The sequence below is a fragment of the Massilia terrae genome, from assembly GCF_024753145.1.
Lineage (GTDB): Bacteria > Pseudomonadota > Gammaproteobacteria > Burkholderiales > Burkholderiaceae_D > Telluria > Telluria terrae.
Genome location: NZ_JANUGU010000001.1, coordinates 1,023,669 through 1,038,426 on the forward strand (window position 1 = coordinate 1,023,669; position 14,758 = coordinate 1,038,426).

At 67.0% G+C, this 14,758-nt stretch carries 16 protein-coding genes; 4 read left to right on the plus strand and 12 right to left on the minus strand.

Annotated features, from left to right (window positions below):
- Nucleotides 1–15: 15 nt before the first annotated feature.
- Nucleotides 16–402 (minus strand): cupin domain-containing protein, encoded by a 387-nt coding sequence (locus NX778_RS04385; protein WP_258810450.1) that lies wholly within the window; start codon nt 400–402, stop codon nt 16–18.
- Nucleotides 403–621: 219 nt separating this feature from the next.
- Here NX778_RS04385 and NX778_RS04390 point away from each other — a divergent pair, with 219 nt between their 5' ends.
- Nucleotides 622–1,845 (plus strand): GGDEF domain-containing protein, encoded by a 1,224-nt coding sequence (locus NX778_RS04390; RefSeq protein ID WP_258810451.1) that lies wholly within the window; start codon nt 622–624, stop codon nt 1,843–1,845.
- Here NX778_RS04390 and NX778_RS04395 read toward each other — a convergent pair.
- The 4 genes from NX778_RS04395 to xth form a co-directional block, all read right to left on the minus strand.
- The gene (locus tag NX778_RS04395; protein WP_258810452.1) at nt 1,822–2,448 is read right to left on the minus strand and encodes a LysE family translocator; all 627 of its coding nucleotides are present in this window, start codon (nt 2,446–2,448) and stop codon (nt 1,822–1,824) included. The two genes, NX778_RS04390 and NX778_RS04395, sit on opposite strands and share 24 nt — an antisense overlap.
- A 12-nt stretch (nt 2,449–2,460) precedes the next feature.
- Nucleotides 2,461–3,564, minus strand: a complete 1,104-nt coding sequence (locus NX778_RS04400) for an acyl-CoA dehydrogenase family protein (RefSeq protein WP_258810453.1) — start codon at nt 3,562–3,564, stop codon at nt 2,461–2,463.
- Entirely contained in the window at nt 3,565–4,170 is a 606-nt protein-coding gene (locus tag NX778_RS04405; protein WP_258810454.1) for a nicotinamidase, read from the minus strand.
- 94 nt (nt 4,171–4,264) lie between these two features.
- Entirely contained in the window at nt 4,265–5,038 is a 774-nt protein-coding gene (gene xth / locus NX778_RS04410; RefSeq protein ID WP_258810455.1) for an exodeoxyribonuclease III, read from the minus strand.
- 142 nt (nt 5,039–5,180) lie between these two features.
- On the opposite strand from xth, the gene NX778_RS04415 reads away from it, so the two are divergent.
- The 3 genes from NX778_RS04415 (at nt 5,181) to NX778_RS04425 (ending at nt 8,871) form a co-directional block, all read left to right on the plus strand.
- Nucleotides 5,181–6,332, plus strand: a complete 1,152-nt coding sequence (locus NX778_RS04415; protein ID WP_258810456.1) for a branched-chain amino acid ABC transporter substrate-binding protein — start codon at nt 5,181–5,183, stop codon at nt 6,330–6,332.
- 108 nt (nt 6,333–6,440) lie between these two features.
- Nucleotides 6,441–7,586: a branched-chain amino acid ABC transporter substrate-binding protein gene (locus tag NX778_RS04420; protein WP_370661307.1), complete on the plus strand. Its 1,146-nt coding sequence runs from the start codon at nt 6,441–6,443 to the stop codon at nt 7,584–7,586.
- Nucleotides 7,587–7,674: 88 nt separating this feature from the next.
- The gene (locus NX778_RS04425) at nt 7,675–8,871 is read left to right on the plus strand and encodes an MFS transporter (RefSeq protein ID WP_370661308.1); all 1,197 of its coding nucleotides are present in this window, start codon (nt 7,675–7,677) and stop codon (nt 8,869–8,871) included.
- A gap of 60 nt (nt 8,872–8,931) precedes the next feature.
- On the opposite strand, the gene merP is transcribed toward NX778_RS04425, so the two are convergent.
- The 7 genes from merP to NX778_RS04460 all read right to left on the minus strand — a co-directional run bounded on the left by merP (nt 8,932) and on the right by NX778_RS04460 (nt 14,624).
- A complete protein-coding gene (gene merP / locus NX778_RS04430; RefSeq protein ID WP_258810457.1) occupies nt 8,932–9,216 on the minus strand; it encodes a mercury resistance system periplasmic binding protein MerP in 285 nt (94 codons plus the stop codon).
- Nucleotides 9,217–9,223: 7 nt separating this feature from the next.
- Nucleotides 9,224–9,592: a mercuric transporter MerT family protein gene (locus tag NX778_RS04435; protein ID WP_258810458.1), complete on the minus strand. Its 369-nt coding sequence runs from the start codon at nt 9,590–9,592 to the stop codon at nt 9,224–9,226.
- A complete protein-coding gene (locus NX778_RS04440) occupies nt 9,589–10,716 on the minus strand; it encodes a transglutaminase-like domain-containing protein (protein WP_258810459.1) in 1,128 nt (375 codons plus the stop codon). Before NX778_RS04440 ends, NX778_RS04435 begins: the two co-directional genes overlap by 4 nt.
- Nucleotides 10,713–11,279, minus strand: a complete 567-nt coding sequence (locus NX778_RS04445; RefSeq protein ID WP_258810460.1) for a peroxiredoxin family protein — start codon at nt 11,277–11,279, stop codon at nt 10,713–10,715. Before NX778_RS04445 ends, NX778_RS04440 begins: the two co-directional genes overlap by 4 nt.
- Nucleotides 11,280–11,359: 80 nt before the next feature.
- The gene (locus NX778_RS04450) at nt 11,360–12,334 is read right to left on the minus strand and encodes an alpha/beta fold hydrolase (protein WP_258810461.1); all 975 of its coding nucleotides are present in this window, start codon (nt 12,332–12,334) and stop codon (nt 11,360–11,362) included.
- A complete protein-coding gene (locus NX778_RS04455; protein ID WP_258810462.1) occupies nt 12,331–13,140 on the minus strand; it encodes an SDR family NAD(P)-dependent oxidoreductase in 810 nt (269 codons plus the stop codon). The genes NX778_RS04450 and NX778_RS04455 overlap by 4 nt, the downstream gene beginning before the upstream one ends.
- Nucleotides 13,137–14,624, minus strand: coding sequence for a flavin-containing monooxygenase (locus NX778_RS04460; protein ID WP_258810463.1), 1,488 nt, complete (start codon nt 14,622–14,624; stop codon nt 13,137–13,139). Before NX778_RS04460 ends, NX778_RS04455 begins: the two co-directional genes overlap by 4 nt.
- Between the last annotated feature and the right edge of the window lie 134 nt (nt 14,625–14,758).

Here is a 14,758-nt window from a genome sequence, read left to right on the forward strand (position 1 = left end):
GCTGTGGCGGCGCGATCAGTGCCCGTGCTGGCGCTCGTATTCGTCGGCTTCGGCCTTGGTCTTGTGGATGATGCCGTCCGGATGCTCGGGTGGCGTGTACAGGGTGTACAGGCGCATCGGCCGGTCGGCCGAGGTGTTGATCACGTTGTGTTCGGTGCCGGCCGGGATGACGACCGCTACGCCATCTTCAAGCGTGTGCTCTTCGCCGTCGAGGATCGCCACGCCCTGGCCCGCCTCGACGCGGATGAACTGGTCGTGTCCCTCATGGTGCTCCATGCCGATTTCCTCGCCCGGCTGCAAGGTCATGATGACCAGCTGGCTGCGTTTCGTGGTGTACAGCACCTCGCGGAAATTGTTGCCTTCGAGCGTTTTCTCTTCGATGTTGATGCTATAGCCGGACATGAGGGGCTCCAGTCGCTTGTTGATATCGCACGATTGTATAAGAGACAGCAGCGCCCCGCTTGCCGCGCCGGCAGCGCTGGCGCCAGTCCACGGCTTCGTGGTTTTCATGCATCGTGTATTGCATCAGCGCAACATGTTCTGTACGATGGGTTCATTACGCGTTCGTGCCTTGCCGGCTGGCCCTTCCTCGCACGGCGTCCATCCGCTCTTCGTTCATCCATGCTTAACCTGAGTCTGATGTTGGTGACGGCTGCATTTTCGGCCGTGATGCTGCTGGTTTTGTCCTCCTTGTCGCGCATCGGTGCCGAGGGCATCCGCGCGTGGTCGCAGGCGAACTGGATGGCGGTGGTCGCGCTGCCCCTGTTTGCTGCGCGCGGCTTCATTCCGGACCTGTTGTCGATCGAGCTGGCCAACACTGTCTACATGACGGCCATCACGATGATGCTGGTCGGTTTCCGACGCCACCTCGGGCAGGCGATTTCGGGACCTGCGCTACTGAGCTGCATCGGGCTGGCGCTGGCCACGCTGATGGTGTTCCACTACGGCGTCGATTCCTTCCACCTGCGCGTGGTCGACATGTCGCTGTACCACGGCGGCGTGTGCCTGGCCCTCGGCCTGTCGGTGCGCGGCGCCTTGCCGGATGCGCCGCAGCGCTACCCCTATCGATTTACCGCCATCACCGCGTTCTACCTGGCCTTCGGGCACGGCGTGCGGGGCCTGGTGTCGCTGGCACAGGCCGCCGACATCCCGGTCTTCTTCGATGTGACGACGTGGAACGTGATCTTCTTCTCGCTCGGGACAATTACGATGCCGTCGCTGACGCTCGGCGCGGTGATGATGGCGAACGCCGGGATCATCGCCAAGACCAGCTACGCCGCCGACCATGATTACCTCACCGGCGCCTGGTCGCGCCGCGCCTTCTTCGAGCTGGCCGAACGTGAGCGGGCGCGTACGCTGCGCGCCGGCTCCGACCTGTCGGTGCTGCTGTTCGACGTCGACCACTTCAAGCGGATCAACGACAAGCTGGGCCATGCGGTGGGCGACCATGTGCTGGTCGATATCGTGCGCCGCACGGAGCAGCTTGTACGCCAGGTGGACTATTGCGCGCGGCTGGGTGGCGAGGAGTTCGCGGTGCTGCTGCCGGATTCAAATATCGCCACTTCCATCGTCGTGGCCGAACGCCTGCGTGAGGCGCTCGACCGTTCGATGCGGATCCCGGGCTCGGACGAGGAGCTGGCCTACACCGTCAGCATCGGCATCGCCTGCCTGGAGCCGAACGAAACCATCACGGCGCTGCTGCGCCGCGCGGACCGGGCGCTGTATGTGGCCAAGGCTGCCGGCCGCAACAAGGCGATCCGCGCGTTGGCCACTCACGAAGCGGAAAAGGCGGACGGCGCCGCTCCGGCCGCAAACCAGGCCCTATCGGCTGACAATCAGCTTTAGGCCGAGTGCGACGAAGATTCCGCCGGCCACGCGGTCGAGCCACATCCCGGCGCTCGGCCGCCTGGCCAGCCACTGGCCGACCGCGCCGGAGAAAAATCCCAGAAGACCAAACAGCACGGCCGCCTGCGCGGTGAAGATGAGTCCCAGCGCCGCCGTCTGCAGGTTGGCGTGACCGTGCGCGGGCACCACGAACTGCGGCAGGAAGGACAGGAAGAACAGCACCACCTTGGGGTTGATGGCGTTGGCCAGCAGGCCCTTGGCGAACAAGGAGGACAGGCTGTCCTCGCTGCCGCCAGCGCTGGCGGTTCGCGCTCCGCCGCGGCTGCGCAGTGCCTGCAATCCCAGCCAGACGAGGTACAGGCCGCCGGCCACTTTCAAAGCCGTGAAGGCGAGCGGCGACGCGGCGATCAGGGCCGACACGCCGATGGTCGCCAGCAGGGTGTGCGACAGGCAGCCGAGCGCGCAGCCCAGGCCGAACGCCATGCCGCGCAGCCGTCCCTTGGAGATGCCGGTGCCCAGCACCATCATATTGTCCGGGCCGGGCGAAACCGTGATCAGCATGGCGGCGGCGAGGAAGCCGAAAGTCTGTTCGATGGTGAGCATGGGATTGGCGGATCAGGCGGAAAACGGCAGCATCAGGGCGTGCTGGGTGGCGGTGTGCAGGTCGCGCCAGGCGCGGGCGATGTCGCTGTCACACCTGCGGTCGGCTGCGGCCAGGCCGCACAGCGGATACAGTTCGTCTACCGCGCGCCGCGCCGTATCCACCATGTCCAGCGATGCGCGCTGCAGTTCGTGGTCGGCGGCCGCGCCGGGGTGTTCGCCGCGGCAGCTCTGGTCCCAGGCGGCGTCGAGCAGTTGGTAGAAGCGTGTGCGCGCCTCGTCCAGTTCCCGCGGGCCACGCGCCAGCGCCTGCTGCACCTGCGGCAGTTCCGCCAGCGGCTGCTGGGTGATGTGATGGTGGCGGCGTCCGATGATCTCGCGCGCCTGGCCGATGAAGTTCAGGGCCATGCCGGAGATGTTGGCGGCCAGCGTCACGAAGGCCAGCGACATGAAGGGGAAGTGGTACAACGGTCCCGCTTCCTTCGCGGCGCCCGGAACGAGGTCGAAAGCATGGCTTGCGTCCACTCGTACCTTGTCAAGACTGAAGGTGTGCGAAGCGGTGGCGACCAGGCCGATGGCGTGCCAGTTTTCCTCGATCCTCACTTGGGCTGCCGGCACCACGAAGGCGCGGATGCGCGGCTTGCCGGCCTCGTCGAGCAGCGGTGCGCCATCCTGGCGGATCACGGCGTTCATCGTGAAGTGGGTGGTCATCGGTGCGCCGGTCGCGAAGTTCCAGCGTCCGCTGAGGCGGTAGCCGTCACCGTCGATGTCGGCATAGCCGGATGGGGCGCCGCTGCCTCCGAGGCAGACGCGCGGCGTGGCGACGATGCCGCGCGCCAGTTCCGGCGAAAGGAAGCCCGTGAACCAGCCGGCGCCCGCGCATAGCGTGACGGTCCATCCGGTGCTGCCGTCGGCCGCGCTGAGCGCTTCCTCCAGCCGCACGCCCTGTGGCAGCGCGAGTTCGGCGCCGCCCATCGATTCAGGGGCGAACATGCGCAACCAGCCGCGCTGGTGGATCAGTTCCTGCACGGGTGCGGCCAGCATGCCGGTGCGTTCGGAATCGGCCGCGCAGCGGCGGATCAGGGCGGCGTCTTCCGCCGCGAGTACGCCGGTCATCATTCAGGACACCGACAGCGCGGTCATGCCGTGGTCGCCGATGCGAACCGCGACGGCGCCGCGCGCCACCATGCGGTCCAGCGCGCGCGTGCCGTCGCCGGGATGCACGTCCACCGCGCGCATCGCTTCGGGCACGATCAGGGTCTCGAAGCCTTCGTCGAGGGCGTCGGTGACGGTGTTGAGCACGCAGTAGTCGGTCGCCAGGCCGCACACCGTCACGCGGGTGATGCCGCGTTCGCGCAGCTGCTGGGCGAGGTCGGTGCCGTTGAAGGCGGAGTAGGCGTCCTGGTCGGCGGTATCGGCCTTGGAGATGATGATCGCGTCATCCGGCAAGGCCAGTTCGTTGGCGAATTCTGCGCCGCGGGTGTCGGCGACACAGTGCGGTGGCCAAGGGCCGCCTTGTTCCTTGAAGGAGCAGTGATCGCCGGGATGCCAGTCGCGCGATGCGAACACGGGACGGTGCTCGTCGCCGAACCAGGCCAGCAGGCGGTTGATCGGGGCGATGACTTCGTGCCCTGCGGGGACAGCGAGGCTGCCGCCGGGGAGGAAGTCGTATTGCAGGTCGATGACGAGCAGGGCGTCCTGCGGGCCGAGATGGATCGCGCTCATGGTGGGGGCTCTGATTGCTTGAACATCGCCATTCTACGATACCGCCTAATACACCGTCGTTCCCGCGGAGGCGGGAACGACGGTCGGTTTGATGCTACAGGTCGAGTTCGACCCACGTCGGCGCGTGGTCGCTCGGCTTTTCGCGCGCCCGCACGAAACGGTCCACATCCGCCCCGCGCAGCGCCGGCGCCAGGGCGGGGCTGAGCAGCAGGTGGTCGATGCGAATCCCGGCATCGCGGCCGAAGGCGTTGCGGAAGTAGTCCCAGAATGTGTAGATCGTCTCGCCCGGATGCATGGCGCGCAGCGCATCCAGCCAGCCCTGGGCGACCAGCCGGTGGAACGCATCCCGGCTCTCCGGCCGGAACAGCGCGTCGTTGACCCAGCGTTCCGGCTTGTACACGTCCAGGTCGGTCGGCATCACATTGAAGTCGCCGGCCAGGATCACCTTGCGCTCGCTCGCGATCAGCTCCGCGCCACGCGTGATCAGGCGCTCGAACCACGACAGCTTGTAATCGAACTTCGGTCCGGGCGCCGGATTCCCGTTCGGCAGGTAGAGGCAGCACACGTGCAAGCCGTCGACACTGGCCTCGATGAAGCGGCTCTGCTCGTCCGTCGGGTCGCCCGGCAGGCCGCGCTGGATCTCCTGCGGCTCGGTGCCGCGCGCCAGGATGGCCACGCCGTTCCAGCTTTTCTGGCCGTGCCAGATCACGCCGTAGCCGGCGTCACGGATCGCCTGTTCCGGGAATTTCTCCTGCGGCGCCTTGAGCTCCTGGAGGCAAGCCACATCGGGCTTGGTCTCCTCGAGCCATTGAAGCAGGGCTGGCAGGCGGCTGCCGATGCCGTTGACGTTGAAGGTCGCGACGCGCATGGTTTCTCCGTGTTGTTGGACGCTTGATTGTCCCGCAGGACGACCGGGCATGACGCACGGGTCGCGGGCTGCGCCATTTTACTTTGTTGCCGCCGTATTCATGACCTATACTCGGCCATTCACTTTCAGTCGCGGAGGAAGCATGGCGGTTGGTCGAATCTTGTCCTTGTCGGCGCTTGCGCTGGCGGTGCACGCGGCAGCATGGGCTGCGCCTTCGGAGCCGCTGGAAGTGCGTATCGGTCTCGCCGATGCCTTGACTGGCCCGCTGGCCAATTTCGGCAAGGACGACGAGAACGGCGCGCGCATGGCCATCGACGAACTCAATGCGCGCGGCGTGAGTATCGGCGGACGCAAGGCGCGCTTCGTGCTGCTGGCCGAGGACGACGCCAGCGAGCCGCGCATGGCCACATCGGTGGCGCAGAAGTTCGTGGACGCGAAGGTGAATGCCGTGATCGGACACGAGACCTCGGGCACCAGCATCCCGGCGTCGAAGATCTATTTCGATGCCGGCATCCCGCAGATCACCACCTCGGCAACCAGCCCGCAGTACACGGAGCAGGGCTTCAATACCACCTTCCGCACAGTGAGCAACGACAAGCAGCTCGGGCGCGCGCTGGGACGCTACGCGGGCAAAGTGCTGGGCCTGAAGCGGGTCGCGCTGATTGATGACCATACGGCGTATGGACAGGGCCTGGCCAGTGAATTCGTCAAAGGCTTCAAGGAATCCGGCGGCAACATCGTCGCGCGCGAGGCGACCAATGACAAGGCGGCCGAATTTGGGCCGATCCTCACCCGCATCCGTGCGCTCCGCCCCGAGATGATCTTCTTCGGCGGGATGACGCCGGTGGCCGCGCCGATGCTGCGCCAGATGAAGGCGCTCGGCATGGGCCAGCTGCGTTTCATGGGCGGCGACGGCATCTGCACCGACCAGATGCTGACGCTGGCGCAGGGCGCGATGGCGGAAGGCCAGGTGCTGTGCGCTGGATCCGGCGGCGTCGACGAGGCGCACGGCGCGGCGCTGGCTCGCTGGCGCGCCGACTACCGCAAGCGCTTCGGCATCGACAGCCTGATCTACTCGCCCTACGTCTACGATTCCGTGATGGCGCTGGCGGCGGCAATGGAGAAGGCCGGATCGAGCACGCCGGCGCAATACCGCCCGGTGCTGGCCTCGAACGTGCACAAGGGCGTGACCGGGCCGATCGCATTCGACCAGCGCGGCGATATCCGCGACGGCACGCTGACGCTGTACACCTTCAGGAACGGGCAGCGCGCCATGCTGGGCGTGATCCGCTAGCCCGGCCTTATAGCAAGCGCTTCTTTCGATATTGCCATTACGTCCTTCGGGACGGCCGCCGCATCCCCTATACTGGCGAGCTGGTATTCATCGCTGTCTGGAGATTTCATGTTCGTACGCCGTTATTTCGCCATACCCGCCATCGCCCTCGCGGCGCCGCTCAGCGCCATGGCCGCCGACCAGCTCACCGTCAAGATCGGCCACGTGGCCGCGGTCAGCGGGCCGCTGTCGTACTTCGGCAAGGACAACGAGAACGGCGCGCGCATGGCGATCGATGAGCTCAACTCGCGCAACATCACCATCGGCGGAAAGAAGGCGAAATTCGTGCTGCTGGCAGAGGACGACGCCGGCGAGCCGCGCCTGGCCACCGTGGTCGCGCAGAAGCTGGTGGACGCCAAGGTCAATGCCGTGATCGGCCACGAGACCTCGGGCACCTCGATCCCGGCATCCAAGATCTACCACGACGCTGGCATCCCCGAGATTTCGGCCGCCACCACCAGCCCGAAATACACCGAGCAGGGCTTCAACACCACCTTCCGCGTGGTGGTCAACGACAAGCAGCTGGGCCGCACCCTTGGCCGCTACGCCGTCAAGGACATGAAGGCCAAGCGCGTCGCGCTGATCGATGACCGTACCGCCTACGGCCAGGGCATCGCGGCGGAATTCGTCAAGGGCCTGCAGGAAGCCGGCGGCGCCATCGTCACCAAGGAATACACCGACGACAAGAAGACCGAATTCGGCGCGATCCTGACCAAGGTGCGCGCAAGCAATCCGGACCTGATCTTCTTCGGCGGGATGAGCGCCGTGGCCGGCCCGATGCTGCACCAGATGAAGGCGCTCGGCATGGGCAAGCTGCGCTTCATCGGCGGCGACGGCATCTGCTCCGATGAAATCGCGACGCTGTCTCAAGGTGCGATGAGCGACGGCCAGGTAGTGTGCGCCGAAGCGGGCGGCATCGAGGATTCGGCCAAGGCCGGGCTGGAGAAGTTCAACGCCAACTACAAGAAGCGTTTCGGCATCGACGTGCAGATCTACGCGCCCTATGTGTACGACTCGATCATGACCATCGTCGAGGCGATGGTGAAGGCCGGTTCGGCCGAGCCGGCCAAATACCTGCCGGTGCTGGCGCAGATCCGCCACAGCGGGCTGACTGGCCTGATCGCCTTCGACCAGCGCGGCGACATCCGCGACGGCACGCTGACCCTGTACACCTTCAAGAACGGCCACCGCACCAGGATCGCCGTCACCAAGTAAGCTTCTGCAGGCGGAGCGGATGGCAGGTATCATGCTGCCTTTTCCGACTTCGCTTGCAGCATGACTCAACAAGAACAAGGAGCGCCACGTGCTCCGCAATGATCCGGCGGCCAGCGTGGCCGCGATGCCGGCCTGGCTGACGGTGCTGATCGCCGCCGCCTGCGGCCTGATCGTCGCCAATCTCTACTATGCACAGCCCCTGCTCGGGCCGATCAGCCGGAGCATCGGCCTGCGGCCCGCGGCCGCGGGGCTGATCGTCACGCTGACCCAGGTCGGCTACGGCGCCGGACTGCTGCTCATCGTCCCGCTGGGCGACCTGCTTGAAAACCGCAAGTTGATCCTGTCGCTGGTCGCGCTGCAGACCGGCGCGCTGCTGCTCGCGGTGCTGGTCGGCCAGCCGTCCGCCTTCATGCTGGCGGCACTGCTGATCGGCTTCACGGCGGTCGCTGTGCAGGTGCTGGTGCCTTACGCTTCGCATATGGCGCCGGAAGCGCTGCGCGGGCGCGTGGTCGGCAATGTCATGAGCGGGCTGATGTTCGGGATCATGCTGGCGCGTCCGGTGGCCAGCATGATCACTTACCGCTGGTCGTGGCAGGTGGTGTACGTGGTGTCGGCGGTGGTGATGGTGCTGCTGGGTGTGGTGCTGCGCTTGCTGCTGCCGGTGCGCCATCCACATTCGCGCAGCGGCTACGTCGCGCTGCTCGCATCGATGGGCGGCATTGTCGCCAAATACAGCGTGCTGCGGCGGCGCGGGCTTTATCAAGCCGGCATGTTCGGCTCGTTCAGCGTGTTCTGGACCGTGACGCCCTTGCTGCTGACCAGCCCTACATATGGACTGACGCAGCGCGGCGTGGGGATGTTCGCGCTGGCTGGGGTGGCTGGCGCGATCGCGGCGCCGATCGCGGGGCGGGTGGCAGACCGGGGACTGGTCCGGCCGGCGTCGACCTTCTGCATGGCGGCGGCCATCGTCGCTTACGGGATGACACTGGTGGCGCCGGCCGGCTCGACGGTCGCGCTTGGGCTGCTGGTGGCGGCGGCGATCCTGCTGGATTTTGGCGTCACAGGCAACCTGGTGCTGGGCCAGCGAGTGATTTTCGGACTGGATCCGCATTCGCGCAGCCGCGTGAACGGCATCTATATGGCGACCTTCTTCGCGGGTGGCGCGATCGGATCGGCACTGTCGGCGTGGACCTTCGAGCGATGGGGATGGGGCGCGACGGCGGCGTTGGGGATGGCGCTGCCGGCGGCGGCGCTGCTGTACTTCGCTACCGAGAAGCGCGACTAAGGTAGAACGTCGTTCCCGCTTTCGGTAACGACGTTCTCTATTCTGAGGAGTGCGGCCGGCTTATCGCGCGGCGGTCTTGATCATGCCGGGATAGCCCGCATCGGCCGTCGCCTTTTTCAGGTCATCGACACTCGCCTTGGCGTCATCAAACACGATCACGGCTTCGCGCCGCTCGTAGCTTACCTTCACCTTCGACACCCCCGGCACCTTGTTCAGCGCTGCCTTGATGGTGATCGGGCAGGTGGCGCAATCCATGGTGGGGATGTTGAGCGAGACGGTCTGCGGCTTGGCCAGCGCCAGCGCGGGGACGGCCAGCAGTGCGGCCAGTAGCAATGTGGGCTTCATGAGCGGCTCAATAGAAAAGCGGTGCAAACAGGGGAAAGCTTAACAGCAGCGCGACGAACACGGCGCAGGCGACGAAGATGCGCCGGGTGAACGGCCGCGTGGCTTCGCAGGCGTCGGCGTCGCAATCGCGCACGGGGCGCAGCACCAGGTAGCCGGCGCACCCGATCGCGGCCACGGCCAGCACTTCGAACACCGGCGTGACCGGCTTGAGCGCCACCAGGTGCGACATCCACGCGCCCGTGACGCCGGCCAGCACCAGCACCAGCGGCAGCACGCAGCAGGTCGACGCGAGCAGCGTCGACACCACCGCCACCGCCATCAGGCGCAGGCCGAATTGTTCGCGGCCCGGACGCAGGGCCGCGCGCTGCTGGTTCATGCCTTGATTTCCCGTGCGCTGATGGTGTACTTGAAGCTGGCCGGATCGAGCGAGTCGTAGGCTTCGCCGTTGGTCTGCGCCTGCGGGTACATCAGGAAGCCGACCTTGGCGCCGTGCGCGCCTTGCAGCTGCACGTCGTGCGCGAAGTTATAGCCCATCCAGTTGCCTTCCCAGCCGCCGAACAGCGCCTTGCGGACCGGCGCCACCAGCGGATTGTCGGCGTCCTTGATCCAGGTGGCGGTCTCCATGCGCATCACCTTGCCGACGTCGGCCGGATCCATCGCGACCCAGCCGTGCTTGCGCAGGTAGACTTCGGCGCGGCAGTGCTGCGCGCCCTGCAGCGACGCGCTGCTGGCGCCCAGCTGGTTGTAGCCAAAGGCCGACGGCGCCAGGCGGATGCCGTAGACGTCGCGCGCCGGCACGCCGGCCGCGCGGCACAGGCCGACAAACAGGCCGTTGATGTCGCCGCACTTGCCGCCGAAGTTACCGGTTTCGAGCATGGTCTTGATATCGCCGGTGCCGCAGCCGCGCACCTTCGGCTCGCGGAAGGTGTTCAGCACGATCCAGTCGTAGATGCGCTGGACCTTCTCGACGTCGGTGCGGGCGCCGGACACGATCTGCAGCGAGGTCTTGCGCACGATGCCGTCGGTCGGCATCAGGTCGGTCGGGCGCAGCCACATTTGCAGGTCCTGCGCGGATTCGGTTTGGGCCGGGGCCTGGCGCCAGTCCTGCGCGCGGCTGCGGGTCTGCACGCGGCTGGCCACTTCCAGCACCGGCGGCTTGCTGCCGTCGAAATCGGCGACGAGGTAGCGCGCGCCAAAGCGCGGATCCGCGCCCAGCTTCGCCGCGGCCGCGTTGCCGGACCAGTTGCTGGAGATCGAGCGCTGCCACGGCGTGTCGATAGACGGCACCGGCACCCACACGGTCGACGGGCCGTTACCGTGCGCCAGTTCGACGCGGGTGACGACTTCGAAGGTGCGCCAGTCGCCCGGCTGCGGATCGAAGTGGCGCTCGGCCTGCTGGGCTTGGGCCAGCAGGGTTTGCGGCAGGGCGCCGAACAGCAGCGCGCCGCCGGCGGATTTCAGCAGCGCTCGGCGGCCTTGGGAGGTGGTCGAATCATTCATTTGTACTTGTTCTCGTTCAGGTTAATGGGCGCCGGCTCGGCCAGCAGTTTGTCGAGTGCCGCTGCAAAGGCGCGGTTGCCGGCTTCCAGCGGACCGATCATGCGCCAGCGCGGCGTGCCGTCGCGGCCAATCAGGATGGTAGTCGGCATCACGCCGGTGGTCCATCGCTTGAACAGCTCGCCGCTTTTGTCGAGCAGCAGGGGAAACCGTGCCGGGTGGGCTTGCGCGAAGTTCTCCACAGTCCAGCTGGCTTCCATGTAATTGACCCCGAGCACGACGATCTGCCCGGCACGATCGCTGGCCATCGCGTCCAAGGCCGGGATTTCCTCGACGCATGGGCTGCACCAGCTTGCCCAGAAATTAAGGACCACGACCTTGCCGCGCAAGCCATCCAGGCGCCACTGCTTGCCGCCGGTATCGGGCGCCGTGAACGCCGGTGCCGCCTGTTTCGCCGGCCAGGGCCGCAGTACGCTTGGTGTGGCCGCAAGAACATTGCCGGCTGCACATGCCAGCAGCAGAGAGAAGACGCCAATCGCGCGTGAAAACCTTGTGCGGACCGACATCTGGACTCCCGGCATGCTCGCGAAAAATGCCAACTATTTTAGCAGATCCGGGTGTTGCCCGCCGCCGGGCCTGATGCTGCTCAGCCCGTGGCCTGGCGGCCTGCGAGGCCGAACTGCTGGCCGGCGGCCTCGCGGATGAAGGCAGCCGTCAACGGCGGCTGGGTGATCGGCAGCATGTGGCCGCCGTCGACGAGGGTGAGGGCGGCGCCGGGCGCCTTGTCCGCCAGGGCCTGGCCGTTGGCGCGCCAGTCGAGGATGCGGTCGTCCTTGCCGAACAGGATACGTACCGGCACGCGCAGCTCGCCGTAGCGCCGCTCCAGCTGCTCCATCGCGGCGGGCAGCGCCTGCAGGTCGGCGGATGAGGCGAGGAACTGGCCCGGTCTCAGGCTGAGGAGGCCGCCGCCACGGGTGGCGAAATCGCGCGGCACCGGTTCGGGGCCGAACACCTGGGCCAGCACGGTGGTGGCGCGCATGATCGCGGCCGGCGTGGCGAGCGTCCACGCCACCAGCTTGCGCATGGTGGGCGATGCGATGGTCAGCCCCTCGAATGCGGCCGGCACCGCGTCCGGCGCATGGGTGAGCGGCGCGACCAGCGCCAGCCCGCCGACGCGTTGCGGATGGTCGAGCGCAAGCTGCAGTGCGAGCGCTCCGCCGAGCGAATGGCCGACCACCAGTGGGCGTTCGAGGCCCAGCGCCGCGACCAGGGAAGACAATGCGGCGGCTTGCGCGGGCAAGCCGGCGCTGGCCGACGGATCGCGCGTCGAGTAACCCGAGCCGGGACGGTCGACCGCGATCACGCGGTAGCTGGCGGCGAGTCGCTCCACCACGTTATAGGTGTAATGGCAAAGCTGCCCGCCCAGGCCATGCACCAGCAACAGTGCCGGTCCGCTGCCCGCTTCGACAATGTGCAGGCGCGCGCCCGGCACGTCGATGAAGCGGCCCTGCGGCGGCAGGTGCGCTTCGATCCGGCGCGCGGTGCGCCAGGTGAACAGGGCGCCCGCGGCGGCGAGCAGCATGACGGCGCCGACGAGGAACAGCAGCAGGTTGACGATCATGCCTTGATGGCCTTTCGAAGGAGGTTCCAGTAACTGACCGGGGCAAGGCGTTCGAGCAGCGACGCAATCTTCGCATCGCTGCCGACCAGTATGCGCGCCTGGCGGCGCTCAATGCCGCGGACGATGATCTCGCCGGCCTCGGACGCCGGCATGGGCAGCAGCTTCTGCATGATCTTGCGGCCGCGCTCCACTTCCTCCTCCGGTGCGGCGGCCGGCACCCGGGCATTCCGCGCGATCGCCGTGTTGACGCCGCCCGGGTGCACCACGGTGACGCCGACCGATGTTCCCGCCAGCTCGTGGCGCAGCGCGTTGGAAAAGCCGCGCACCGCGAACTTGCTGGCGGCGTAGGCGGCCTGGCCCGGCGGTGCGATCAAGCCGTACAGGCTGGACAGGTTGACCACGCAGGCGTCGTCGCTGGCCTTGAGCAGCGGAAGGAAGGCGCGCGTCATGCGCACGACTGCGTGGAAGTTGATCTCCATGAGCCAGTCGAAATCTTCCTCGCTGACCTGCTCGAAGGTGCCGCCGAGCGCCACGCCGGCATTATTGACCAGGAGGTCGACCCGCCCGTGCGCCGCGCGGACGACGGGGGGCAGCGTTCGCACCGCGTAACGGCAGGCCACGTCGAGCTGGTGGTGGGTGGCGCGCACGCCGAAGGTGCGCGCTTCGGCGGCGGCGAGTTCGGCTGTTGCGCCGTTGATGTCGGCCAGCGCCAGGTGGCAGCCGCGCTGCGCCAGCGACAACGCGATGGCGCGGCCGATGCCGCCGCCGGCGCCGGTGACTACCGCGACCCTCTGCGCGAGCTTCACGGGAGCGCGCCTTTCGCACCGAAGCGCAGGACACCGTCGGCAATGCGACCGAAGCGGATCATCAACAGGTCCTGCAGGTAGTTCTGGTAGACCTGCCATGGCTTGTGCGCGCCTTGTTGCGGCAGCAGGCCGACGGCGCGCCGCACGTAGCCAGAGGTGAAGCTGACGAAAGGCTGGGTGGCTTGCGCGCCATCGCGCCGGGGCATGGCAATGTCGGCGTGGCGGCGGTCCATGTGGCGCAGCAGGCGGCAGACCCAGGCCGAAGTCAGGTCGGCCTTCAGGGTCCACGACGCATTGGTGTAGCCGAACGCGATCGCGCAGTTCGGCAGGCCGGACAGCATCATGCCCTTGTACGCCAGCGCTTCGCCGGGCTGGTAGGGCTGGCCGTCGACGCTGAAGGCAGCGCCGCCCAGCACACTCAGACGCAGGCCGGTGGCGGTCACGACGATGTCGGCGTCGAGCTCTTTGCCCGACTTGAGCAGGATGCCGCCGGGCGTGAAGCGCTCGATGGTGTCGGTCTCCACTGACGCCTGGCCCGCGCGGATGGCGTGGAACAGGTCGCCGTCGGGGGCCACGCAGATGCGCTGGTCCCAGGGCTGGTAGCGCGGGTTGAAGTGGCGCTCGACGTCGTAATCGCGGCCCAGGTCGCGCCGCGCCAGCGACAGGATGCGGCGCCGCGTCTCGTCGGGATACCTGCGCGCGAAGCGGTACAGCACCATGCTCTCGGCGATCAGGCGCCACCGTGTGGCGAACCAGGCCAGCCGCCGCGGCAGGATACGCTGCCAGCGCGCGGCGAAGGCATATTCGGAAGGGCGATTGACCACAAAGGTCGGTGAGCGCTGCAGCATGGTCACGTGCGCGGCCGTCTGCGCAAGCGCCGGCACCAGCGTCACGGCGGTGGCGCCGCTGCCGATCACCACCACGCGCTTGCCGGCGTAGTCGAGCCGTTCGGGCCAGGACTGCGGGTGCACGATCACGCCCGTGAAATCGTCCTCGCCGTCGAAGCGCGGGCGCCAGGGCTGCTCGTAGCTGTAGTAGCCGCTGCACATGTACAGGAAGCGTGCACGCACGGTGCGCTTGGCGCCACCCGCGCGCTCCTCGGCCACCACGGTCCAGCAGGCGTCCTTGCTCGACCATTCGGCGGCGGTCACTTTCTGGCCGAAGCGGATGTGGCGCTCGACGCCATGCTCGTGCGCCGTTTCACGCACGTAGTCGCGGATGGCAGGCCCGTCGGCGATGGCCTTGGCCGCAGTCCAGGGCTTGAACGCATAGCCGAGCGTGTACATGTCGGAGTCGGAGCGGATGCCGGGATAGCGAAACAGGTCCCAGGTGCCGCCGATGGCGTCGCGCGCCTCCAGGATCGCGTAGCGCTTTCCGGGGCAGCGCCGCTGAAACTGAACGGCCGCGCCGATGCCGGACAGCCCGGCGCCGACGATCAGCACGTCGAGCAGGGGCTTATCGGATGAAGGCGGGAGGGCGGACATGCTGTTCCGTTGTATTTCTGATTAGTGACACTGTACATTGTCAAATTTTTGGTGGCAAGATGTAAGCAGCTGCGGCAAAAACCATTGCCTATTGCATATTTTTGCTGCTCCAATGATAAGATTGTTGTCCTACG

Coding starts and splice junctions, on each gene's coding strand:
- merP (WP_258810457.1), bottom strand. CDS start 9,216: ATGAAGCCCACATTGCTACTGGCCGCACTGCTGGCCGTCCCCGCGCTG.
- NX778_RS04405 (WP_258810454.1), bottom strand. CDS start 4,170: ATGAGCGCGATCCATCTCGGCCCGCAGGACGCCCTGCTCGTCATCGAC.
- NX778_RS04395 (WP_258810452.1), bottom strand. CDS start 2,448: ATGCTCACCATCGAACAGACTTTCGGCTTCCTCGCCGCCGCCATGCTG.
- NX778_RS04400 (WP_258810453.1), bottom strand. CDS start 3,564: ATGATGACCGGCGTACTCGCGGCGGAAGACGCCGCCCTGATCCGCCGC.
- NX778_RS04450 (WP_258810461.1), bottom strand. CDS start 12,334: ATGATCGTCAACCTGCTGCTGTTCCTCGTCGGCGCCGTCATGCTGCTC.
- NX778_RS04415 (WP_258810456.1), top strand. CDS start 5,181: ATGGCGGTTGGTCGAATCTTGTCCTTGTCGGCGCTTGCGCTGGCGGTG.
- NX778_RS04390 (WP_258810451.1), top strand. CDS start 622: ATGCTTAACCTGAGTCTGATGTTGGTGACGGCTGCATTTTCGGCCGTG.
- NX778_RS04385 (WP_258810450.1), bottom strand. CDS start 402: ATGTCCGGCTATAGCATCAACATCGAAGAGAAAACGCTCGAAGGCAAC.
- NX778_RS04420 (WP_370661307.1), top strand. CDS start 6,441: ATGTTCGTACGCCGTTATTTCGCCATACCCGCCATCGCCCTCGCGGCG.
- xth (WP_258810455.1), bottom strand. CDS start 5,038: ATGCGCGTCGCGACCTTCAACGTCAACGGCATCGGCAGCCGCCTGCCA.
- NX778_RS04460 (WP_258810463.1), bottom strand. CDS start 14,624: ATGTCCGCCCTCCCGCCTTCATCCGATAAGCCCCTGCTCGACGTGCTG.
- NX778_RS04435 (WP_258810458.1), bottom strand. CDS start 9,592: ATGAACCAGCAGCGCGCGGCCCTGCGTCCGGGCCGCGAACAATTCGGC.
- NX778_RS04440 (WP_258810459.1), bottom strand. CDS start 10,716: ATGAATGATTCGACCACCTCCCAAGGCCGCCGAGCGCTGCTGAAATCC.
- NX778_RS04445 (WP_258810460.1), bottom strand. CDS start 11,279: ATGTCGGTCCGCACAAGGTTTTCACGCGCGATTGGCGTCTTCTCTCTG.